At 67.7% G+C, this 21,380-nt stretch carries 17 protein-coding genes; 5 read left to right on the forward strand and 12 right to left on the reverse strand.

Annotated features, from left to right (window positions below):
• Positions 1 to 151 precede the first annotated feature (151 nt).
• Both purD and KGM94_RS03010 read left to right on the forward strand, forming a co-directional pair.
• Positions 152 to 1,435, forward strand: coding sequence for a phosphoribosylamine--glycine ligase (gene purD / locus KGM94_RS03005; protein ID WP_300254858.1), 1,284 nt, complete (start codon positions 152 to 154; stop codon positions 1,433 to 1,435).
• Positions 1,436 to 1,461: 26 nt separating this feature from the next.
• Entirely contained in the window at positions 1,462 to 2,364 is a 903-nt protein-coding gene (locus tag KGM94_RS03010; protein ID WP_300254860.1) for an alpha/beta hydrolase, read from the forward strand.
• A 106-nt stretch (positions 2,365 to 2,470) separates the two neighbouring features.
• On the opposite strand, the gene KGM94_RS03015 is transcribed toward KGM94_RS03010, so the two are convergent.
• The gene (locus KGM94_RS03015; protein ID WP_300254862.1) at positions 2,471 to 2,899 is read right to left on the reverse strand and encodes a nucleoside deaminase; all 429 of its coding nucleotides are present in this window, start codon (positions 2,897 to 2,899) and stop codon (positions 2,471 to 2,473) included.
• A 149-nt stretch (positions 2,900 to 3,048) separates the two neighbouring features.
• Between KGM94_RS03015 and KGM94_RS03020 the strand changes: the two genes are divergently transcribed.
• A complete protein-coding gene (locus tag KGM94_RS03020; RefSeq protein ID WP_300254864.1) occupies positions 3,049 to 4,962 on the forward strand; it encodes a pseudouridine synthase in 1,914 nt (637 codons plus the stop codon).
• A gap of 3 nt (positions 4,963 to 4,965) precedes the next feature.
• A complete protein-coding gene (gene rsmD / locus KGM94_RS03025) occupies positions 4,966 to 5,526 on the forward strand; it encodes a 16S rRNA (guanine(966)-N(2))-methyltransferase RsmD (protein WP_300254865.1) in 561 nt (186 codons plus the stop codon).
• A gap of 160 nt (positions 5,527 to 5,686) precedes the next feature.
• Here rsmD and mutL read toward each other — a convergent pair whose 3' ends face one another.
• The 8 genes from mutL to KGM94_RS03065 form a co-directional block, all read right to left on the reverse strand.
• Complete coding sequence (mutL, locus tag KGM94_RS03030) at positions 5,687 to 7,498, reverse strand: DNA mismatch repair endonuclease MutL (RefSeq protein ID WP_300254867.1); 1,812 nt, start codon at positions 7,496 to 7,498, stop codon at positions 5,687 to 5,689.
• Between the two features lie 95 nt (positions 7,499 to 7,593).
• The gene (arfB, locus tag KGM94_RS03035) at positions 7,594 to 8,010 is read right to left on the reverse strand and encodes an alternative ribosome rescue aminoacyl-tRNA hydrolase ArfB (protein WP_300254868.1); all 417 of its coding nucleotides are present in this window, start codon (positions 8,008 to 8,010) and stop codon (positions 7,594 to 7,596) included.
• A gap of 111 nt (positions 8,011 to 8,121) precedes the next feature.
• Positions 8,122 to 9,495, reverse strand: a complete 1,374-nt coding sequence (locus KGM94_RS03040) for a pitrilysin family protein (RefSeq protein WP_300254869.1) — start codon at positions 9,493 to 9,495, stop codon at positions 8,122 to 8,124.
• On the reverse strand, positions 9,492 to 10,883 hold the full coding sequence (locus KGM94_RS03045) for a pitrilysin family protein (RefSeq protein WP_300254871.1): 1,392 nt from the start codon (positions 10,881 to 10,883) through the stop codon (positions 9,492 to 9,494). Before KGM94_RS03045 ends, KGM94_RS03040 begins: the two co-directional genes overlap by 4 nt.
• Before the next feature lie 190 nt (positions 10,884 to 11,073).
• A complete protein-coding gene (locus KGM94_RS03050; RefSeq protein WP_300254873.1) occupies positions 11,074 to 11,787 on the reverse strand; it encodes a hypothetical protein in 714 nt (237 codons plus the stop codon).
• A gap of 95 nt (positions 11,788 to 11,882) precedes the next feature.
• Positions 11,883 to 12,377, reverse strand: a complete 495-nt coding sequence (gene lspA, locus KGM94_RS03055; protein ID WP_300254875.1) for a signal peptidase II — start codon at positions 12,375 to 12,377, stop codon at positions 11,883 to 11,885.
• 12 nt (positions 12,378 to 12,389) lie between these two features.
• Entirely contained in the window at positions 12,390 to 15,389 is a 3,000-nt protein-coding gene (gene ileS / locus KGM94_RS03060; protein WP_300254877.1) for an isoleucine--tRNA ligase, read from the reverse strand.
• Between the two features lie 205 nt (positions 15,390 to 15,594).
• Positions 15,595 to 16,566, reverse strand: a complete 972-nt coding sequence (locus KGM94_RS03065; protein ID WP_300254879.1) for a bifunctional riboflavin kinase/FAD synthetase — start codon at positions 16,564 to 16,566, stop codon at positions 15,595 to 15,597.
• Between the two features lie 230 nt (positions 16,567 to 16,796).
• Here KGM94_RS03065 and KGM94_RS03070 point away from each other — a divergent pair, with 230 nt between their 5' ends.
• On the forward strand, positions 16,797 to 17,192 hold the full coding sequence (locus KGM94_RS03070) for a response regulator (protein WP_300254881.1): 396 nt from the start codon (positions 16,797 to 16,799) through the stop codon (positions 17,190 to 17,192).
• 113 nt (positions 17,193 to 17,305) lie between these two features.
• On the opposite strand, the gene KGM94_RS03075 is transcribed toward KGM94_RS03070, so the two are convergent.
• The 3 genes from KGM94_RS03075 to KGM94_RS03085 all read right to left on the reverse strand — a co-directional run bounded on the left by KGM94_RS03075 (position 17,306) and on the right by KGM94_RS03085 (position 21,337).
• A complete protein-coding gene (locus KGM94_RS03075) occupies positions 17,306 to 18,160 on the reverse strand; it encodes a TIGR01459 family HAD-type hydrolase (protein ID WP_300254883.1) in 855 nt (284 codons plus the stop codon).
• 15 nt (positions 18,161 to 18,175) lie between these two features.
• Entirely contained in the window at positions 18,176 to 19,636 is a 1,461-nt protein-coding gene (locus KGM94_RS03080; RefSeq protein WP_300254885.1) for an EAL domain-containing protein, read from the reverse strand.
• 138 nt (positions 19,637 to 19,774) lie between these two features.
• The gene (locus tag KGM94_RS03085; protein ID WP_300254887.1) at positions 19,775 to 21,337 is read right to left on the reverse strand and encodes a winged helix-turn-helix domain-containing protein; all 1,563 of its coding nucleotides are present in this window, start codon (positions 21,335 to 21,337) and stop codon (positions 19,775 to 19,777) included.
• Between the last annotated feature and the right edge of the window lie 43 nt (positions 21,338 to 21,380).

Raw genomic sequence — 21,380 nt, forward strand, 5'->3', positions numbered from 1 at the left:
CGGCTCGATTCGGGCTGTTCGCGCAGGGTTACCGGTCGAAGCCCGGAGGGGCAACAATATATCCACATGGCCGGCAAGCAGCCTCGTTGCGGTAGACCGGCGGCATGCTAAACCGCGTCACCGCGTTGCGGCAACAATATCTGGGCCAAATATGCACATTCTCCTGCTCGGTTCCGGCGGCCGCGAACATGCCCTGGCCTGGAAGATCGCGGCGTCCCCGCTGGTGACGAAATTCTGGTGTGCGCCCGGCAACGCCGGCATCGCCCGCGAGGCCGAATGCGTGGCGCTTGACGTCGCGGACCACTCAGCCGTGACCGCGTTCTGCAAGCAGAACGCGGTCGAGCTCGTGGTGGTCGGCCCGGAGACGCCGCTTGCGGCCGGCATCGTCGACGATCTCGCCGCCGCCGGCATCAAGGCGTTCGGGCCGAGCAGGGCGGCGGCCCAGCTCGAAAGCTCCAAGGGCTTCACCAAGGCGCTCTGCACCGAGTTCGGTATCCCCACCGGTTCCTACAAGCGCTTCACCAATGCGAAGGATGCGCTCGCCTATGTCCACACCCGGGGCGCGCCGATCGTGGTCAAGGCCGACGGGCTCGCCGCCGGCAAGGGCGTCGTGGTCGCAAAGTCGCTGCGGGAGGCCGAAGACGCCATCGCCATGATGTTCGAGGGCGCCTTCGGCGAGGCCGGCGCCGAGGTCGTGATCGAGGAATTCCTGCCCGGCCGCGAGATCAGCTTCTTCGCGCTGTGCGACGGCGAGACCGCGATTCCGCTCGCCTCCGCCCAGGACCACAAGCGCGTGTTCGACCACGACGTCGGCCCGAACACCGGCGGCATGGGCGCCTATTCGCCGACGCCGCTGGTGACGCCCGCGATCCACGACGCCATCATGAGCAGGATCATCCTGCCGACGGTCGCCGGCATGAAGAGCCGCGGCACGCCGTTCCGCGGCGTACTCTATGCCGGCATCATGCTGACGACGCAGGGTCCGAAACTGTTCGAGTTCAACGTCCGCTTCGGTGATCCCGAGTGCCAGGTGCTGATGCTGCGCATGATGAGCGACATCGTGCCGGCGCTGCTCGCGGCCTGCGACGGGCAGCTCCGGAATTTCGACCTGCGTTGGTACCCGGACTGCGCGATCACCGTGGTGATGGCGGCCAAGGGCTATCCCGGCGACTACCGGAAGGGCACCCGTATCGAGGGGCTCGATGAGGCTGCCAGGGTCGAGGGCGCCGAGATTTTCCATGCCGGCACGATCGCCAAGGACGGCGCCATCCTCGCCAACGGCGGGCGCGTGCTCAACGTCTGCGCGCTCGGCAGGACCGTGACGGAGGCGCAGGCGCGCGCCTATCAGGCCGTCGACCGCATCCGCTGGCCCGACGGCTTTTGCCGCCGCGACATCGGCTGGCAGGCGGTGGAGGCGGAGAAGGCGAACCGATAGCCGCCTGCGGCGTTTTGGAGGGTGTCATGTCCGACCTTGCCGACCTCTTCCCCGGCTTCGCCTCAGAATGGATCGACACCTCCGCGGGCCGCATCTTCGCCCGTGTCGGCGGCAAGGGACCGCCGCTGCTTCTCCTGCACGGCTTCTCCGAGACGCATGTGATGTGGCATCGCGTCGCGCCGCAGCTTTCCGACCGCTTCACGCTGATCGTCGCCGACCTGCCGGGCTATGGCTGGTCCGACATGCCCGAGAGCGATGCGCAGCATGCGCCCTACAGCAAGCGCGCGATGGCGAAGACCATGGTGGAGGCGATGGAGCGGCTCGGCCACGTGCATTTCGCGCTCGCCGGCCACGACCGCGGCGGCCGCGTGTCCTATCGCCTGGCGCTCGACCATCCCGGCCGGCTGTCGCGGCTTGCCGTGCTGGATATTCTGCCGACCTACGATTACTGGGAGCGGATGAACCGCGCCTACGCGCTGAAGATCTATCACTGGACGTTTCTGGCGCAGCCCGCTCCGCTGCCGGAGACGCTGATCTCCGCCAATGGCGAATTCTTCCTGCGCTTCAAGATGGCGAGCCAGACCAAGTCGAAGACGCTCGACGCCATCGACGAGCGCGCGCTCGAACATTACCTCGCGCCATTTCGCGATCCCGCCCGCATCCACGCGATGTGCGAGGACTATCGCGCCGGCGCCTATTTCGATTACGAACTCGACAAGGCCGATGTTGCGGCCGGCAAGAAGATCACGATCCCGATGCTGGCCCTGTGGGGCGATGCCGGCATCGCCAGCGCCGCGGCAACCCCGCTCGACACTTGGAGGCAATGGGCGACGAACGTGACGGGCAGGCCTGTCGATTCCGGGCATTTCCTGACGGAAGAGAATCCGGACGTCACGGCGAAAGCGCTGCGGGAGTTTTTCGCGGCGTGAAGCGCCAACGCGTCATTGCGAGGAGCGCAGCGACGAAGCAATCCAGAATCCTTCTGCGGAGACAGTCTGGATTGGTTCGCTTCGCTCGCAATGACGGCGGATGCAATTACCTCCGTTCGCGAAAAAACTCGCGCAGCAGCCGCGCCGCTTCGCTCTCGCCGACCGCGGAATAGACTTCCGGGACGTGATGGCAGGTCGGCGAGGCAAAGAAGCGCACGCCTGATTCCACCGCGCCGCCCTTCGGGTCGGCGGCGCCGTAATAGAGCCGCCTCACCCTTGCAAAGGAGATCGCGCCCGCGCACATGGTGCAGGGCTCCAGCGTCACATAGAGATCGCAATCCACCAGGCGCTCGCTGCCGATCTTCCTGGCGGCCTCCCGCAGCGCCACGATCTCGGCATGCGCCGTGGGGTCGTGGTCGGTCAGCGTCCGGTTGGCGGCAGTGGCGATGACCTCGTAATCCCTGACGACGACGCATCCGATGGGGACTTCACCCGATTTTCCGGCATTTTCGGCCGTTTTGAGCGCCAAATCCATGAAAGACGGGGCAGTCTTGGCTCGTATCATCGCGAGAAACCTGCTAGTAGCTGCGCCTTCAGCAAAAGTGGCTTCCGGCTTTGCGAAAGATGCGGCTCGACGGACGAGCGCGCAGGAACGCCCTTTGAGTACCTTCAGCGAGACCTTTCATGCCCCGCAATAGAGACGAAGACAACGATTCCCGGCGCGGTCGGGATGACCGGGCGCCTCGCCAGGGCCGTTCCGGCAAGCCGCGCGGGCCCGAGAAGAAGTTCGCCAAGCGGGGTTTTGGCGGCAAGGACGACGGCGACAAGCGCCCGTTCGCCGGCAAGCGCGAGGGACGGCCGTTCCGCAGCCGCGACGACAATGACAAGCCGCGCCGAGACTACGGCGACAAGCCGCGGTTCAATCGCGACGACCGCCCGCGCGGCGACCGGCCGTTTGCCGATCGTTCCTCGCGCGACGGCGAGAAGCGCTCCTTCAAGCCGCGTGGCGAGCGGGCGGAACGCAAGTTCGGCGACGGCAGGAAATTTTCGCGCGGCGGGGATCGCGAGCGCGACCGGGGAGATCGCCCGCCGCGCAGGGATTTTGGTGATCGTCCGCCACGTAAGGATTTTGGCGAGCGCCGGCCCCGTCGGGACGACGATTTCGGCGGCCGCGATCGCGGCGATCAGAAGCCGTGGCAGAAGCGCGATGCACGGCCACGCGATGATCGCGGCGGCGACGAGCGCCCGCGTTTCTCCCGTTCCCGCGAGGAGCGCGGATCAGGCGACCGTCCATTCCGCGAGCGGCCGAAATTCGACCGCCCGCGCGAGGATCGTCCGAAATTCGATCGTCCCCGGCGTGATCGCGAAGGCGGAGCTGGCGAATACCGCGGTGACCGCCAAAAATTCGATCGCCCGCGCCAGCGGCCGGAAGGCCGTGCCGATTGGCAGGAGCATCCGCGCAGCGAGAGGCGCTTCTCCGATCGGCCGCGCCGCGACAACGAGGACGACAGCAAGGTTTTTGCCAAACGCCCGGCCTTTGGCGGCCGCGGCGCCTATCGCGAGCGCGAGCGCGATTTCGACCGGCGGCCGCCGCGCGAGGAACCGAAGCCGAAGAAGGCCGGCGAGCGGATCGCAAAGGTGCTGGCGCGAGCGGGGATCGCCTCGCGCCGCGACGCCGAGGAGATCGTGACGCAGGGCCGCGTCACCGTGAACGGCCGCGTGATCAATTCGCCGGCGCTCGACGTCACCCGCAACGACGTCGTCGCGGTCGATGGCAAGCCGTTGCCGCCGCGCGAGCGCACGCGGCTGTTCCTCTACCACAAGCCGCGCGGCCTGATGACGACGCATGACGACCCCGAGGGGCGGCCGACGGTGTTCGACAATCTTCCCGAGGGCCTGCCGCGGCTGATCAGCGTGGGCCGGCTCGACTTCAACACGGAAGGGCTGTTGCTGCTCACCAATGACGGCGGGCTCGCGCGCATACTGGAATTGCCCGACACCGGCTGGCTGCGCCGCTATCGCGTCCGCGCCCATGGCGAGATCACGCAGGCGCAACTCGACCAGCTTGCGAACGGCGTCGAGGTCGACGGCGTCAAATACGGTCCGATCGAGGCGACGCTGGAACGCGACCAGGGCGCCAATGTCTGGCTGGTGGTCGCAATCCGCGAAGGCAAGAACCGCGAGGTGCGCAACGTGCTCGGCCATCTCGGGCTGGAGGTGAACCGGCTGATCCGGGTGTCCTATGGACCGTTCCAACTCGGCGAGCTCGCCGAAGGCCAGGTCGAGGAGATCCGCTCGCGCGTGCTGCGCGAGCAGCTCGGCGACAAGCTGATCGCGCAGGCCGGTGCGGAATTCGACGTGCCGGCGAAGTCAGAGCCGCGGGATGAGGGCGGCGCGCCGCGCGAGAAGAAGCCGTTCAAGCCCGCCGGCAAGAGCGCGCTGATCAACGACCGCAAGGGCCGCCGCGTGCTGGTGCAGCGCACCGGCAGCGAGGAAGCGCGCGAGCGCAACGAGATGGAAGCCGCCGACTACGGCCCGCCGCGCCGTCCCAAGCGCGGCTATCACGGCAAGCGCGATCTGAAGCCGCGGGAGGACTGAGGTTTGCGTGTCGTCGGCGGACGATTGAGGGGCCGCAATCTCGCCTCGCCGTCCTCGCGCGACATCCGCCCGACCGCGGATCGGCTGCGCGAATCCGTGTTCAACATCCTGACCCATGCCTATGGCGATCCGATCGCGGGCGCGCGCGTGCTCGATCTCTTCGCCGGCACCGGCGCGCTCGGGATCGAGGCGGTGTCGCGCGGCGCGGCGTTCACGCTGTTCGTCGACAATGGCGCCGAGGCGCGGGCGCTGTTGCGCAACAATGTCGAGGCGCTGGGCCTCGGCGGCGTGACGAAAGTCTATCGCCGCGACGCCACCGATCTCGGGCCGGCGCATCCGGTCGAGCCGTTCTCGCTGGTGTTTCTCGATCCGCCCTACGGCAAGGGTTTTGCGGAAAAGGCGCTCGCGTCCTTGCGCGACGGCGGCTGGCTCACGCCGGGCGCGCTGCTGGTGGTCGAGGAGGCGAAGGCCGCGCAGTTTGCCGCGCCCGATGGCTTCGAGGAACTGGAGCGGCGCGCCTACGACGACACCGAATTCGTGTTTTTGAAGCGCCCGTCCGCGTAGCGGCGGCCGCACGCCGGCACGATGCGCCATCGCGCCGAATTACTCCGGCGGACCAACGGCTTCGCGACGCTCACATGGCATATCGGCGACGCCGGCCGTTCACTGTGCATGGGGTTGAACCGCGGTTTTTGATTCGAGGTGGCTCATCCACCCCGCAAAATCACCGTCGCCCGAACAGCTTCTCGACGTCGGCGAGCTTCAATTCCACATAGGTCGGCCGGCCGTGGTTGCACTGGCCGGAGTTCGGCGTCTCCTCCATCTCGCGCAGCAGCGCGTTCATCTCCTCGGGCCTCAACCTGCGCCCCGCGCGCACCGAGCCGTGGCAGGCCATGGTGGCGGCGACATGCATCAGCCGGCGCTCCAGCGGCAGCGCCTCGTCCCATTCGGCCATGTGCTCGGCGAGATCGCGCAGCAGGCCGCCGGCGTCGGTCTTGCCGAGCAGGGAGGGCGTCTCGCGCACGGCGACCGCGCCCGGGCCGAAGGATTCGATCGCAAGCCCGAAGCCGGCGAGCTCGTCGGCGCGCGCCAGCAGCCGCTCCACGGCCGCCTCGTCCATCTCGACGATCTCGGGGATCAGCAGGATCTGCCGCTGCACGCCGTTCTTCGCCAGCGACGCCTTCAGTCGCTCGTAGACGATGCGCTCGTGCGCCGCGTGCTGGTCGACGATGATCAGGCCGTCGCGGGTCTGCGAGACGATGTAGGTCTCGTGGATCTGCGTGCGCGCCGCCCCGAGCGGACGATCGAGCAGGTCGGCTGCGGCTTGCATCTCGGCGCGAATGTCGGCGGCGGGCGTGCCGACATCGAATGCGGCTTGCGTCCGCTCGGCGAATGCGGGCGCGGCAGCGCCCTCGAAGCTCGGCAGCGGCGTCACGGGGAGCGCCGGCGAACGGCGCCAGTCCCAGTCTCCCGGTCGCGGCGCGAAGCCGGGGCGGAACGAGGAGATCGCATGGCCCGCGCTGTTGGCGGCGGTGCGCCGGCCCTCGCGCGCCAGCGCCTCCTTCAGGCCGTGCACGATCAGCGCGCGCACGAGCCCGGCGTTGCGGAATCGCACCTCGGTCTTGGCCGGATGCACGTTGGCGTCGACCTCGCGCGGGTCGAGCGTGACGAACAGCGCCACCACCGGATGGCGGTCGCGCGGCAGGTAGTCGGCATAGGCCGCGCGCACCGCGCCCAGGATCAGCTTGTCGCGCACCGGGCGGCCGTTGACGAACAGATACTGCCCGAGCGCGTTGGCCCGCGTCAGCGCGGGCGCGGCGGCATAGCCCGCCACCACGACGCCGTCGCGTTCGGCATGGACCTCGACGGCATGGCTGCGAAACTCCGCACCCAGGACGTCGCCGAGCCGCGTCAGCCGGCCGGCCGCACCGGGCAGCGCCGCAGCCCAGGTCACCGGTGCGCGCTCCTCGCCGGCGAGCGTGAAGGCGATGTCGGGCCGCGCCATCGCGAGCCGCCGCACCACCTCGCGGATCGCCTCCGCCTCGGTGCGGTCGGTCTTGAGGAATTTCAGCCGCGCCGGCGTTGCGTAGAAGAGGTCGTTGACCTCGACGCGGGTGCCGTGCGCCAGCGCCGCCGGCATGATCCCGGACTTATCGCCGCCCTCGACCGAGAGCGCCCAGGCGTGCGGTTCGCTCGCGTGGCGCGTGGTGATGGAAAGCTTCGCCACCGCGCCGATCGAGGGCAGCGCCTCGCCGCGGAAGCCGAGCGTGCGGATCTGCAGCAGGTCCTCGTGATCGAGCTTGGAGGTGGCATGGCGTTCGACCGCGAGCGCAAGGTCGGTTGCCGTCATGCCGCTGCCGTCGTCCGTGATGCCGATGCGCCGCCGCCCGCCGCCGTCGGTGAACACGTCGATCCGGCTCGCGCCGGCGTCGATCGCGTTCTCCACGAGCTCCTTGACCACGCTCGCGGGCCGCTCCACCACCTCGCCGGCGGCGATGCGGTTGACGACTTGCTCTGGAAGCTGGCGGACGGGCATGGGTCGCAATCTAGTCCCTCGGCCGGGCAATTGCATGGGAAAGACCGAACTTGCCCACATGCGGGAGGGGATCCTGCAGGCGCCGGAGCCGACCGTCAGTCGTCGAAGCCGCGGCCTCGCCGCGCCTTGATGTCGCTGCGGCGCTTCTTGCCTTCGAGCCGGCGCTGCTTGGAGGCGAAGGTCGGCCGGGTGGCGCGCCGCGGCGTCGGCCGCACCATGGCCTCGCGCAGCATCTCGACCAGGCGGTCGATGGCGTCCTGGCGGTTGCGCTCCTGGGTGCGGAAGCGCTGCGCCTGGATCACGATCACGCCGTCCTTGGTCATGCGCTGGCCGGCCAGCCGCGCCAGCCGCAAGCTCGCGTCCTCCGGCAAGGTCAGCTTGCGCGTGTCGAAGCGCAGTTGCGCCGAGGTCGCGACCTTGTTGACGTTCTGCCCGCCGGGCCCTGAGGCGCGGACGAAGCCGATCTCGATGTCGTCCTCGTCGATGGCGAGATCGCGGGATATCCGCAGCATGATGGCACCAGCTTCATCGTCCCGGCGCTTTGCCGGGCATCCACATTCAGCGCCATATCATGAAAGACGTGGGTGGCCGGGACAAGCCCGGCCATGACGACATACTGCGTTTCAATTCGACTTCGGCGCCGGTGCGGCGGCCGGCTGCGCCGCGGCCTGCGGCGCACGGCCGACGACGACGGTGAGCAGGCCCTCGCCCCACAGCCGCCTGGCGGCCTGTTTGGCGTCGTCGAGCGTCACGGCATCGACGATGGCGTTGCGCTTCTCGATGTAGTCGATCGGCAGCTTGTCCTGCTGGTATTGCAAGAGCGCCTGCGCGAGCTTGGAGGAGGTGTCGAGCGCCAGCATCTGCGAGCCCTTGAGGTAGGACTTGGCCTCGTCGAGCTCCTTCTGGGTCGGGCCTTCCTCGGCGATGCGGCGGATTTCCTTCTCGACGGCGTCGATGGTGTCGCCAGCGCGATCGGCGCGCGTACCGGTACTGCCGATGAACACCGCCGAGTGATCCATCCACAGCAGCGACTCGAACACGGAATAGGCGAGCCCCCGCTTCTCGCGCACCTCGCGATAGAGCCGCGACGACAGGCCGCCGCCGCCCAGGATGTGGTTGACGATGTAGGCGGCCATGAAGTTCGGATCGCTGCGCTTCACGCCCGGACCGCCGAAGTTGATGACGGTCTGCGGCACGTCGAGCGGCACGAAGGCGCGCTGCGGCGGTTTTGCCGCCGCGACGTCGGCAACCGGCATAAGGCTCGCCTTGGCGGGCAGGCTGCCAAAAGTCTGGTCGAGGAGCTTGCCGAGCGTCGCCGGATCGACGTCGCCGACGACCGCGATCTTCAAGCCGTCCCTGGCGAGCACGCGCCCGGCATACTCCCTGAGGTCGGCGACCGTGATGGTCGGGACGCTCTCGAGCGAGCCGCTGGTCTGGCGCCCGTAGGGGTGATCGCCGAAGGCGACTTCGAGGAACTTGCGGCTGGCGAGCGAGGTCGGATTGGTCGAGTCGCGACGCAGGCCGGAGATGACCTGCGAGCGGATGCGTTCGACGTCGACGGTGTCGAAACGCGGCGCCGTCAGCGCCATGCGCAGGAGGTCGAAGGCCTCGTCCTTGTTGTCGCGGAGCATGCGCAGGCTGCCGCGGAAGGTGTCGCGACTGGCGCTGAAGGAGAGCTCGATGGCGCGGCGGTCGAGCCGCTCGTGGAAGCTCTTGGAATCGAGGTCGCCGGAGCCTTCGTCGAGCAGGTCGGCAACGAGGTTGGCGACGCCGGGTTTGCCGGCGGGATCCTGCGCCGAGCCGCCGGCAAAGGAGTACTCCATCGCGATCAGCGGCACGGTCGCATCCTGCACGAACCAGGCTTCGATGCCGCCGGGCGAGATCAGGTGCTGGATCCTGGCCGCGGCCTGCGACGGCGAGACCGCCGACAGCGACAGCGCCGCGCAGGCGGCAAGGGACAGCGCGAGGCCTCGCGCGCGGGGGAAGAAATAGGTCACGAACGCTTCTCCTCGCGCTTGGCCGCGGTGGTGTCCTTGATGAGATAGCCGGTGACCGATCGCCTCTTGTCGAGCCACTTCTGCGCAACGGCGCGGACCTGCTCGGCAGTGACCGCGCGGATGCGGTCCGGCCAGCTCCGGATGTCCTCGATGGAGAGCCCGGTGGTCAGCGCGCCGCCGTACCAGCGCGCCAGCACCGCCTGGTTGTCCTGGGCGTAGATCGCTTCGGCGATCAGCTGGGTCTTGACCCGCTCCAGGTCCTCGGCGCGGATCGGATCCCGCTCGATGGAGGCGATCACGCCGTCGACGACCTGCTCGACCTCGGCGAACTCGACGCCGGGCTTCGGCGAGGCCGAGATCGTGAACTGGGTCGGATCGAGCGAGGTGCTCGAATAGCTGGCGCTGGCCGCGACCGCGAGCGGCCGGTCGACGACGAGCGCGCGATAGAGATAGGAGTTGCTGCCGCTGCCCATCAGCTGCGCGAGCACGTCGAGCGCCGCGCTCTCGCCGCTGGCCGCGGTGGTCGCCGAGGGCACCAGATAGGAGCGTCGCACGTTGGGCTGCTCGACGCGCGGATCGGACAGCGTGACGGTCCGCGGGGCCGCCGGCGTCGGCTCTTGCGGCCGGACACGCCGCGCCGGGATCGCCGGCTGGGTCGGGATCGCACCGAAATTGCGCTCGACCAGCGGACGGATGTCGGCGGCCTCGACGTCGCCCGCGATCACCAGGATCGCGTTGTTCGGTGCATAGAAGCGGCGGTAGAACGCCAGCGCATCCTCGCGGTCGAGCTTCTCGATCTCCTGGTGCCAGCCGATCACCGGCCGGCCATAGGGATGGTTGAGATAGAGCGCGGCCATGATCTGCTCGTTGAGGCGCGCATCCGGATTGTTGGCAACCCGCATGTTGAACTCCTCGAGCACGACGTCGCGCTCCGGCAGCACGTTCTCGTCCTTCAGCACGAGGCCGGTCATGCGATCGGCCTCGAATTCCATCATGGTCGCGAGCTGCTCGCGCGGCACGCGCTGGAAGTAGCCGGTATAGTCGACCGAGGTGAAGGCGTTCTCGTTGCCGCCGACGCGCAGCACGGTCTGGGAGAACTCGCCGGCCGGATGCTTCGCCGTGCCCTTGAACATCAGGTGCTCGAGGAAATGGGCGAGGCCGGACTTGCCGGGCGTCTCGTCGGCCGAGCCGACCTTGTACCAGATCATCTCGGTGACCACGGGTGTGCGGTGGTCCGGGATCACCACCACTTGCAAGCCATTGCCCAGCGTGAAGCTGGTTGGTGGCGGCGAGGTGACGGTGGTCTGGGCGAGGGCGCCGCTGGCCGAAAACATCGGGATCGAGACGAGCGCGGCAAGGAGGCAGGCAGCCGATCGGTATGAGGACATCATGATCCTTGTGAAAGCCCGGAACCGCTCATCCGGGTCGAAAGCACGACATGGTACAGCATGCGGCTGATGCGTTGCGTCACGAAGCAGAGAACGTTCTCGACACCAAAACGGTGTCGGACCGCGTCCGGCATGGTTCTGCCGGATGCGAAAGATCCGCGCGTGAAGACGATCGCGGCGGGCAGAAGCGCTATTGCGTCTTCTCCTTGCCGGACATGATGTCGTAGTAGGTCCGCCGCGACATGTCCGGTCCGGTGCCATAGGCGTAGTTCGGCGACGGCGTCTGATATCCCGCAGGCGGCTCGACCAGCGACTCTCGCGGCGGCTCGCTGGTGAACTTCTTCTCTTCCGACGAATTGCCCTTGAACATCCCCCACAGGCCGCCATTGTAGCCGAGCTGGGTCGGGCTGAGCGACGGGTTGCCGCTGACGCCCGGCTGGATCGGGTCGTCGCTGGTGCGCGCGGGCGCGGCCGTCCTGCCGACGTTGAGCTCGCTCGGGGTCAGCGGCCGGGCGGCCTCCTCGGGAGACGGCTTGGCTTTCTTCCTCGCGGCGATGGCCTCCTTGCGGCGCTTCACGTCCGGATCCTTGGGCCAGTTCGGCGCATTGGCGTCCGCAGCCGATGCGGGCGGCGGCAGGTCGAGCTTCGGCGGCACCACCAGCGGCGAACGCTCGCGGTATTCCACGCCGGGGCGTTCCATGCTCTTGGCGCCGAGACCAGACATCAGATTGTCGATGATCTTCTCCTCGAAGGTCATCTCGTCTTCGTCGTCGTCACCGGCGCGGGCAACACCCGCCGACATCACGAGGCCAATACCCAGCGCGACGGCAGCAAACTTGAGCGCACCGAAGATCCCCTGCTTGGGGTCTCGAAGGATCGAACCGCCGGTCTCGGAGCTGCGCATCACTGTACCTATTCCGTCTATGGCAGATCGCCGCGCATGGCGCGGCCGGCCCCACGCAAGCGACGTTCCCCCGTCCGGGCCCGTATCGGCCGGGATCAGGGCGCTTTTGCGGCGGGTGCCCCTAGCAGGGAATCATACAACAGGGCCGCCACCCCAGCAACGATCGCCACGTCGGCGAGGTTAAACACGTACCAATTGTAGGCGTTTCCGCCGATTTCGACGTGAAACAGCGCGAAATCGACCACCGCGCCGTAGACCAGCCTGTCGATCCCGTTACCGATGGCGCCGCCGATGATCAGCCCCAGTGCCACCGTCGCCAGCCGCGTCCCCGAGCGCACCATCCAGACTGCAAGCGCGACCACGGCAATGGCCTTGACCGCCATCAGGGCGATCTGGGCGGCCTGGCTGTCATTTTGCAGCCAGCCGAAGCTGATCCCGATATTCCAGGCCAGCACCAGGTCGAAGAACGGCGTCACCTTCACCGCGCCACGATGGGCGATATCGAAGACATGCAGCAGCCAGGTTTTCGAGGCCTGGTCGAGGGCGAGCGTGCCCACGGCCGCGATGATGCCGGCGCGGAGGGGGGTCACGGCGCCGCCATCTCAGACGCCCACTCCCAGCGCCTTCCACTCGCGCAGCGCCCTGGCATCGCGCGGGGTGACGTCGGGATAATCGGGATCTTCACCGACCGTCGGCAGGATCTTCCAGGAGCGGGCGCATTTGGTGCCGACCGCCTTCTCGACCACGACGGCGACGCCGGAGACGTCGCTCAGGCGGAAGGCGTTCGCAGGCGCTTCGCCCTCGCGCACCTCGTAGTTCGAGGTGATGCAGATCTCGGCGAGGTCGACGTCGAACAGCGTCGCCATCGTGTCGCGCTCCGACACGAAGACGATCGGCGATGCCTCGAGCGAGGAGCCGATCCTCTTGGCGGCGCGGTCGAGCTCGAGCGCGCCGGTGACGACGCGGCGCACGTCGCGGATGACGACCCATTTCGCAGCCAGCGCGTCGCGGCGGTACTTTTCGAGATCGTCGGGAAACAGCGTGAGATGCACGGACGGCTCGGCGTCGGGCCGGTACATCCGCCACGCCTCCTCCGCGGTGAAGCTCAGGATCGGCGCCAGCCATTTCAGGATCGCGTCGCAGATGACGTCGATCGCGGTCAGCGCCGCCTTGCGCGTCACGGACGAGGGCGGGTCGCAATACAGCGTGTCCTTGCGGATGTCGAAGTAGAATGCCGACAATTCGCTGTTCATGAACGCCGAGAGCGTGGCGACCACGGTCTTGTAGTCGAACTCGGCATAGGCCTTGCGGACGACAGCCGCGCGGCTCGCGAGCTCGTGCAGCATGTAACGCTCGAGCTCGGGCATGTCGCCATGGGCGACCTTCTCGTTCGCCTTGAAGTGATGCAGCGTGCCGAGCATCCAGCGGATGGTGTTGCGGAGCTTGCGATAGGTCTCGACCGTGTTCTTCAGGATCTCCGGGCCGATGCGCTGATCGTCGGTGTAGTCGCAGGATGCGACCCAGAGTCTGAGGATATCGGCGCCGGACTCCTTGATGACGGCCTGCGGCTCGATGGTGTTGCCGAGCGACTTGGACATCTTGCGGCCGTCCTCGGCCTGGGTGAAGCCGTGGGTCAGCACGATGTCGTAGGGCGCGCGTCCCCGCGTGCCGCAGCTCTCCAGCAGCGAGGAATGGAACCAGCCGCGATGCTGGTCGGAACCCTCCAGATACATCACCGTGTCGGTGCCGCCGTCGACCTTGCGCTGGATGCCCGACAGTCCCGGGAAGTGCACGGGGTCCTCCAGCACGAACGCGTGCGTCGAGCCGGAATCGAACCAGACGTCGAGGATGTCGTCGACCTTCTTCCAGTCCTCCTTGGCGCGGGAGCCGAGGAAGCGCTCGCGCGCGCCGTCACGATACCAGGCGTCGGCGCCCTCCTTCTCGAAGGCGTCGCCGATGCGCTCGTTGACGGCCTCGTCCTGCAAAATCTCGGCGGAGCCGTCGCCGGTCTCGCGCACGAACACGGCGATCGGCACGCCCCAGGCGCGCTGGCGCGAGATCACCCAGTCGGGCCGCGCCTCGATCATGCCGTTGATGCGGTTCTGGCCCGAGGGCGGCACCCACTGCGTCACCGAAATCGCGTGCAGTGCGCGGGCGCGCAGCGTGTCGCCGTTCTTCGTCTGGCCGTTCGCCGCAATGTCCTTGTCCATCGCGATGAACCATTGCGGCGTGTTGCGGAAGATCACCGGCTTCTTGGAGCGCCAGGAATGCGGGTACTGATGCTTGAGCCGGCCGCGTGCCAGCAGCTTGCCGGCATCGACCAGCGCCTTGATCACGGTCTCGTTGGCGTCGCCCTTCTCGCCCTTGTCGTTGATGACGCGCTTTCCGGTGAAGCCCGGGGCGTGATCGGTGAAGGCGCCGTTCTCGTCGACGGTGTAGGGGATCGCAGTCGGGATGCCGCGCGCGCCGAGGTCGCGCGTGTTCGCCGTCCAGACGTCGAAGTCCTCGCGGCCGTGGCTCGGCGCGGTGTGCACGAAGCCGGTGCCGGTGTCGTCGGTGACGTGATCGCCCGGCAGCAGCGGCACGATGAAATCGTAGCCGCCGGCAAGGCCCTTCAGCGGATGGGCGCATTCCACCGCATCCAGCGTGTCGGCCGGGATGTCGCGGACCTTCTTGTAGGCGGTGACGCGGGCCTGCTTGAACACGCTCTCGGCCAGCGCGTCGGCGAGGATCAGGAGATCGCCGGTCTTCGCCCAGTTGTCGGCCGGCGCATCGGTGACCTCGTAGAGACCGTAGGCGATCTTCGGCGAGAACGAGATGGCGCGGTTGCCGGGTAGCGTCCAGGGCGTGGTGGTCCAGATCACCACGCCGGCATTGGCGAGCGCGCCATGCGCGGGCGAGGTGACCGGAAACTTCACCCACACCGTATCGGAGGTGTAGTCCTCGTATTCGACCTCGGCTTCCGCCAGCGCGGTCTTCTCGACCACGCTCCACATCACCGGCTTGGAGCCGCGATAGAGCGTGCCGTTGGCGGCGAACTTCATCAATTCGCGCGCGATCTGGGCCTCGGCCGGATAGCTCATGGTGGCGTAGGGATGCGCCCAGTCGCCGATCACGCCCAGGCGCTTGAACTCCTCGCGCTGCACGTTGAGCCAGTGCGTCGCATAGGCGCGGCACTCCGTGCGGAAGGCGACCATCGCGGCACTGTCGCGGAAGTCGGGCTTCTGTTTGCCCTTCTTGCGGTAGTGCTCCTCCTCGACCTTCCACTCGATCGGCAGGCCGTGGCAGTCCCAGCCCGGCACGTAGTTGGAATCGAAGCCCAGCATCTGCTGGCTCTTGGTGACGAGATCCTTGAGGATCTTGTTCAGCGCCGTGCCGATATGGATGTTGCCGTTGGCGTAGGGCGGGCCGTCATGCAAGATGAATTTGGGACGGCCGCGCGCGCGCTCGCGTAGCTTCTCGTAGAGGCCGATCTCGTTCCAGCGCTTGAGCAGGTCGGGCTCGCGCTGCGGCAGGCCGGCGCGCATCGGGAATTCCGTCTGCGGCAGGAACAGGGTTTTCGAATAGTCGTTGGCGTCGGACTTTTGCGGTTTTTCGGACATGAACGATCTGGTTCGGAGGGGCGCGGAGCAAATGCGATTGAGGATCGCGGGCGGAAACGCGGAAATCCCGGTCTTGCGCCGAGCTTGGAAAGCTCAGGCGGAAGCCGGGCCGCTAATCCCTATGATGCGCCGCGGAAACATGGGCTCTCCATAGCAGGGGGCCCCGGAAATCGCAAAGGGCCGGAGAGGGCTGCCCCCGGGCGGTTCAGCCGATCGTCCCGAGCCTCGGGAAGGCGTTCGGGGCCGCCGCCAGCATGGCCCGGGCGCGGGCGGAATCGGCATCCATCTGGCGGATCAGCGCCTCGATGCTGTCGAATTTCAGCTCCTCGCGGATGAAGCCGATGAAGGCGCAGTCCAGCTCCTCGCCGTAGAGGTCGCCCTTGAAGCCGAACAGGAAGATTTCCAGGAGCGGCGCGCCGTTGTCGAAGGTCGGACGGCGGCCGAAGCTCGCAACGCCATCCAGGCGCCGGTCGCTGCGGCCGACGCGCACGGCATAGATACCGTGCTTGAGGCCGCAATTGGCATCGAGCCGGATATTGGCGGTGGGAAAACCGAGGTCGCGCCCGCGCTTCTCGCCGTGGATGACCTCGCCGGTCACGAACCAGGGCGCCCCCAGCATGGCGGTGGCCTCATCGAGTTGCCCCTCGGCGAGCGCGATGCGGATAGCGCTGGAGGAGACCGGCCGCTCGTCGATGTCGACATGCGGCTGCACGTCCACCTCGATGCCGAGCCGTGGCGCCTCGTTGACGAGCAGGCTGGGCGAGCCGACCCGCCCCTTGCCGAAATGGAAGTCGTAGCCGACGGCGATTCCGCTCACGCCCAGCCGTCCGATCAGGTCATGGTGAATGAAATCCTGCGCCGAGGTCCCGGCGCGGGCCTTGTCGAAGGTCATGACGACGGCGCCGGCAAGTCCGGTTCCGGCGAGGCGCCGCAGCTTGGCGCGCTCGTCGGTCAGGCGGAACTGCGGCGTGTTGGGGCTGAAAAACCGCCGCGGATGCGGTTCGAAGGTCAGGGCCAGCGCAGGGCGGCCGTGGGCTCGTCCCATCTTCATGGCGGCCTCGATCACCGCCTGGTGGCCGAGATGGACGCCGTCGAAATTGCCCATGGCGACCACCGCCCCCCTCGGGATCGCCGAGGCCGGCGTGGAGTCGCGAATGACGGTAAAGGACGGGGCCATCAGGGAAAATTCTCGGGCAGGGCGGGACGCGCGCGGACCGTGACGCGACCGGCCGGATGAAGTCAAGCGCAGGAATCCGGTCCCATTCCGGGATTTGCGTGTTCCTCCGCCGCGGCCAGTTAACGCGCTGTTTAACGCCTTGGTGCTAGTCGTTGCACCTGGAACCGCGGGGCTTCCGGCCCGGCAGGTTCGGTTCGTTGATGGTCCTAGGTTGCGTTGGGGGAGTCGAGATGGCGGTTGATTTGTCGATGCCGGTTCTGGTGGTTGATGACTACAGCACCATGATCCGTATCATCAGGAATCTGCTGAAGCAGCTTGGCTTCGAGAACATCGACGATGCGAGCGACGGCTCTGCGGCGCTCAACAAGATGCGCGGCAAGAAATACGGGCTCGTGATCTCCGACTGGAACATGGAGCCGATGACCGGCTACGACCTCTTGCGCGAAGTGCGGGCCGATCCCAATCTCGCCACCACGCCCTTCATCATGATCACGGCGGAATCCAAGACCGAGAACGTGATCGCGGCCAAGAAGGCGGGGGTGAACAACTACATCGTCAAGCCGTTCAACGCAGCGACGCTGAAGACCAAGATCGAGGCGGTCTTCCCGGACATGGCGAACGCGTAACGCTCTTTCGTGTCCCGGACGCAGAGCCGGACCCATTCGCTATCATTTCAGAGACAGGCCCCGGCTCTGCGGCGCACCGTTTCATGGCGCGCTGCGTCCGGGGCACGAGTGCTTTACCAGCGCAGTTCGCGCATCAGGGCCTTTGGCGGATGGCCGAACAGTTCCGTCACCGACGCCGGATCGAGCTGGTCGAGGCCCTCGAACTCCTCGGAATGGATGCCGCGGGTGACGAACAGGCAGTCGATGCCGAAATCGCGCGCGCCAGTCAGGTCGGTGCGGACGGAATCGCCGATCGCCAGCACCTTGCTTCGGTCGATCGGATGCCCGTGGCGCTCGCCGGCGAGCGTCATGGCGCGCTCGTAGATCGGCCGGTGCGGCTTGCCGTAGAAGATCACCTCGCCGCCGAGTTCGCGGTAGAGTTCGGCAATGGCGCCCGCGCAATAGATCAGCCGGTCGCCGCGCTCGACCACGATGTCGGGATTGGCACAGACCAGCGTCAGCTTGCGTTCGCGGGCCTGCAGCATCATGCCGCGATAGTCTTCCGCGGTTTCGGTCTCGTCGTCATAGAGCCCGGTGCAGACGATGTAGTCGGCCTCCTCCAGGGGGGCCAGCGCCGCGTCGAGCCCGCGATAGATCGAGTTGTCGCGCTCCGGTCCCAGCCAGAACATCTTGCGGCCTGGATGGTCGGCGACGTAGAGCCGGGTCAGATCGCCCGAGGAGACGATGGCGTCGTAGGTCTCGTCGGCCACGCCGAGCTTGCGCAGCTGGCGCTGTACCGAATCCGCAGGCCGCGGCGCGTTGGTGATCAGGATCACCGTGCCGCCCTGGCTACGAAAGGTGTGCAGCGCTTCGCAGGCCTCGGGAAAGGATTCGAGCCCGTTGTGGACCACGCCCCAGATGTCGCTCAGCACGACGTCGACGCCACCGACGAGCTCGCGCAGCCGCTCGACGAAATGCAGGGTGGTCATGATGCGAGCGGCCGCTCAGATGCGGCGCGCGAGCGCCGCGTTGCCGGTAGCGCGCTGCGCAAGTGGCGCGGCCGCCGTTTCGCCTGAACGGGATGGAGCGGAGCCATTCGATCCTTGACTTGATCCCTGGATGTCCTGCGCCGGATCCGGCGAGGCCCCGGCGGTAGCAGATGCTCCCTCGGGCCGCAATGGCCGGGGGGGCGCGAACAGAAAGCCCTGGCCGAACCGCACGTCATAGTCGAGCAGGTCGACCACGGCGCGTTCGCCCTCGATCCGTTCGGCGATCAGGTCGATGCCGAAACGGCCGAGCAGGTCGGACAGGTCCGAGGGATGAATATCCGCGGTCGAAGCTTGCCGGGCGTCGAGCAGCAGCGAGGCCGGAACCTTGATGAAGCGTACCCCGCGGTCGGCGAGTTCGCGCGGCTCGATCCTGAGGTCGGTGACGTGGTCCATCGAGAAGCGGAAGCCGCGCTGCGCCAGCGCCGCCAGGTTCTCCGTCGCCGCGGGGCCGAGGTTGCGGTAGGTCGACTGCTTGAACTCCAGCACCAGCGAAGGCGCCAGCGCCCGGTTGGCCTCGAGGAAGTCCAGGCATTGCGAGAATGCGGTGGTGTTGCCGAGCGTGGACGCCGCGACGTTGCAGAACACGCCGACATCCTTGTTGCGCACCATCAGCCGGCGCAGCACCTGCACGCAGCGGAGCATCACCATGTTGTCGATGCGGCCGATCAGCCCCGAGGCCTCCGCGATGCCGATGAACTCCTCGGCCGGAATGAACTGGTCGCGCTCGTCGCGCAGGCGCGTCACGGCCTCGTAGAAGCGCACCTTGCGCTGCGGCAGCGTCACCATCGGCTGCAGGAAGATGTCGATCCGGTTCTCGTCGATGGCGTTGCGCAGCGTCGCCAGCAGTTGCGTCTGGTTGCGGGCTGCCGCGGCCTCGACGGCGGGCGCGAGGGTGGGCGGCGGCGCGACAGCGATCGGCGCCGCAACCGGGTTGGCGTCGCCGGGCGCCTCCTGTTCCCTGATCGGGTCTTTCGGCGCCTCCGGTTCCGGTCTCGCCGCTGCGGGAGCGCCGGCGGCCAGCAGGTCCTCGTGTGTGGAAACGGTCGCGGCGAGCTGCCTGACCAGGCCGCCGAGTTCGTTGATCTCGCCGGCCACCGACTGGATCCGGTCGGCGCTGGTCGAACTGGCCGTGGCGACGCGGCTCTCGACGGCGGCGAGCCGGCGGCCGAATTCGGCCACCTGGCGGGCGAGGTCGGCGGTGCCGCGCGACAGGTCGGCGATCTGGCCGCCGACGTCGCTGCGGTCGCGCAGCCGCATCGACACGGCGTTGTAGAGGATCAGGAAGGTCAGCGCGGTCAGCGCCACGATCGCGGATTCCGTTCCGCTGATGCCGGCGACCGAATAGAGCGCAAGGCCGAGCGAGGCTGCGACCAGCACCATGCAGATGGCGATGAAGATCGTGGAAATGCGAATCATGCCGCGCGCCATACCCTCGACTGAAGACGTCCCCACCCGGGAAAGCACGGGCCCTTACAGGCGCTATCTCGTCTCACGCTCCCCCAAGCGAGCCGAGCTTAACATCAATGTTGATTCGAGGGGATAGCGCCTCGCGCACTAGGTTAGGCCGGCGCGCCGGAAGCCCTCCAGGTAGCGGTCGCGATCCGCCGGCAGTCTGATCGGCATGAACTCGGCGATCCAGGCGAGCGAGATGTTGGGCTGGGCACGGCGCAGCTCGGCCAGCGCGGCGCGGGCGAGCTCGGTCCGGCCTGCCGCGCCGGCCGCCGACGTCAGCACCCGGTGCGCGCCGACGAAGTCGCTGCGCTGCCGAAGGGCCTCATGCGCGAGCCTGATCGCCTCCTCGTAGTCGCCGCCCAGGAATCGGGCATAGGCGGCAATGCCGAAATAGACCGGCGCATAGGGGTCGCGCGGGCTGAGGCGGATGGCGCGGCGCGCGGCCTCGTCGGCCTCCTGCCAACGCCCGCAATAGCTGAGCGCCAGCCCGTAATAGCCCTGGGCGAGTGCGAAGTTCGGGTTGAGGTGGAGCGCGGTCTCGAATTCGGCGAGCGAATCCTCGAAGCGGCGCGCGAACAGATGGACATGGCCGAGCGCGTTGTGCGCCCAGGGATCGTCGCCGTCGGCGCGGATCGCGGCCAGCGCCGCGCGCTCGGCGCGCAGCATCGCATCCGCCATGTCCATCCAGCCCATATGGGCGGTGAACATGTAGCTGGTGCCGAGCAGTCCGAGCGCCTTGCCGTAGTTCGGATCGAGCGCGATCGCCTTTTCGAGCAGGGCCTGGGCGACCACGTGGTCCTGCCGGGTCACCCGCCAGTAGTGCGACAGCGCGCGCATCACCAGGTCCCACGCGTCCATGCTGTCGGGCGGCTTGCGCTGGGCGCGGAAGCTCTCGGCGGCATAGAGCTGCGGCTCGATGGCGGCGACGATGTTCTCGGTGATCTCGTCCTGCACCGCGAAGACGTCGGCGAGCCGGCGGTCGTAGCGCTCCGCCCAGAGATGGCTGCCGGTGGCGACGTCGTTGAGCTGGGCGGTGATGCGCACCCGCTCGCCCTCCTTGCGGACGCTGCCCTCGACGACGTAGCGCACGCCGAGCTCTTCGGCGATCTGGCGCAGATGGACGCTGCGGCCCTTGTAGATGAAGGAGGAGTTGCGGGCGATGACGAAGAACCAGCGCAGCTTCGACAGCGCGGTGATGATGTCCTCGCTGATGCCGTCGGAAAAGTAGTCCTGCTCGGCCTCGCCGCTCAGATTGCCGAAGGGCAGGACCGCGATGGCCGGGCGCTCGGGCAGGGGAGGGCTGGCCTCGGTCCCGCCCGGCGGCTGAACGGCGGCGGGCGCGGCCATGGCCTTCCGCTGCTCGGTTACCTCGCCGACGAAGCGGACGCCCTTGCGCGCCGCCGTGCGGATCAGCCGCTGCTCCTCGCCGCTGTCGTCGACCGCGCGACGCGCAGCGTTGATGCGGCTTGCAAGGGTCGATTCCGAGACGACGCGGCCGTTCCAGATCGCGTCGAGCAGTTCGTCGCGCGTCACCACGCGGTCGCGGTGGCGGATCAGATAGGTCAGGACATCGAACACCTGCGGCTCGAGCGCGACAAGGCTGTCGGCCCGGCGCAGTTCGCGGCGCTCGGGATCAAGCACGAAGTCCTCGAACTGGAATGCCACGATCGGTTCGGCTCCGGCACGAAAATCAAGGCCGCCTCAAAGT

This window comes from Bradyrhizobium sp., from assembly GCF_028868675.1.
In the GTDB taxonomy this organism is placed as follows: Bacteria; Pseudomonadota; Alphaproteobacteria; order Rhizobiales; family Xanthobacteraceae; genus Bradyrhizobium.

What these genes read in the sequence shown, in the direction of transcription:
- mutL (WP_300254867.1), bottom strand. Translation starts at nt 7,498, where the DNA reads ATGCCCGTCCGCCAGCTTCCAGAGCAAGTCGTCAACCGCATCGCCGCC.
- ileS (WP_300254877.1), bottom strand. Translation starts at nt 15,389, where the DNA reads ATGTCCGAAAAACCGCAAAAGTCCGACGCCAACGACTATTCGAAAACC.
- purD (WP_300254858.1), top strand. Translation starts at nt 152, where the DNA reads ATGCACATTCTCCTGCTCGGTTCCGGCGGCCGCGAACATGCCCTGGCC.
- KGM94_RS03050 (WP_300254873.1), bottom strand. Translation starts at nt 11,787, where the DNA reads ATGCGCAGCTCCGAGACCGGCGGTTCGATCCTTCGAGACCCCAAGCAG.
- KGM94_RS03045 (WP_300254871.1), bottom strand. Translation starts at nt 10,883, where the DNA reads ATGTCCTCATACCGATCGGCTGCCTGCCTCCTTGCCGCGCTCGTCTCG.
- KGM94_RS03070 (WP_300254881.1), top strand. Translation starts at nt 16,797, where the DNA reads ATGGCGGTTGATTTGTCGATGCCGGTTCTGGTGGTTGATGACTACAGC.
- KGM94_RS03015 (WP_300254862.1), bottom strand. Translation starts at nt 2,899, where the DNA reads ATGGATTTGGCGCTCAAAACGGCCGAAAATGCCGGAAAATCGGGTGAA.
- KGM94_RS03065 (WP_300254879.1), bottom strand. Translation starts at nt 16,566, where the DNA reads ATGGCCCCGTCCTTTACCGTCATTCGCGACTCCACGCCGGCCTCGGCG.
- KGM94_RS03020 (WP_300254864.1), top strand. Translation starts at nt 3,049, where the DNA reads ATGCCCCGCAATAGAGACGAAGACAACGATTCCCGGCGCGGTCGGGAT.
- KGM94_RS03080 (WP_300254885.1), bottom strand. Translation starts at nt 19,636, where the DNA reads ATGATTCGCATTTCCACGATCTTCATCGCCATCTGCATGGTGCTGGTC.
- KGM94_RS03010 (WP_300254860.1), top strand. Translation starts at nt 1,462, where the DNA reads ATGTCCGACCTTGCCGACCTCTTCCCCGGCTTCGCCTCAGAATGGATC.
- arfB (WP_300254868.1), bottom strand. Translation starts at nt 8,010, where the DNA reads ATGCTGCGGATATCCCGCGATCTCGCCATCGACGAGGACGACATCGAG.
- KGM94_RS03075 (WP_300254883.1), bottom strand. Translation starts at nt 18,160, where the DNA reads ATGACCACCCTGCATTTCGTCGAGCGGCTGCGCGAGCTCGTCGGTGGC.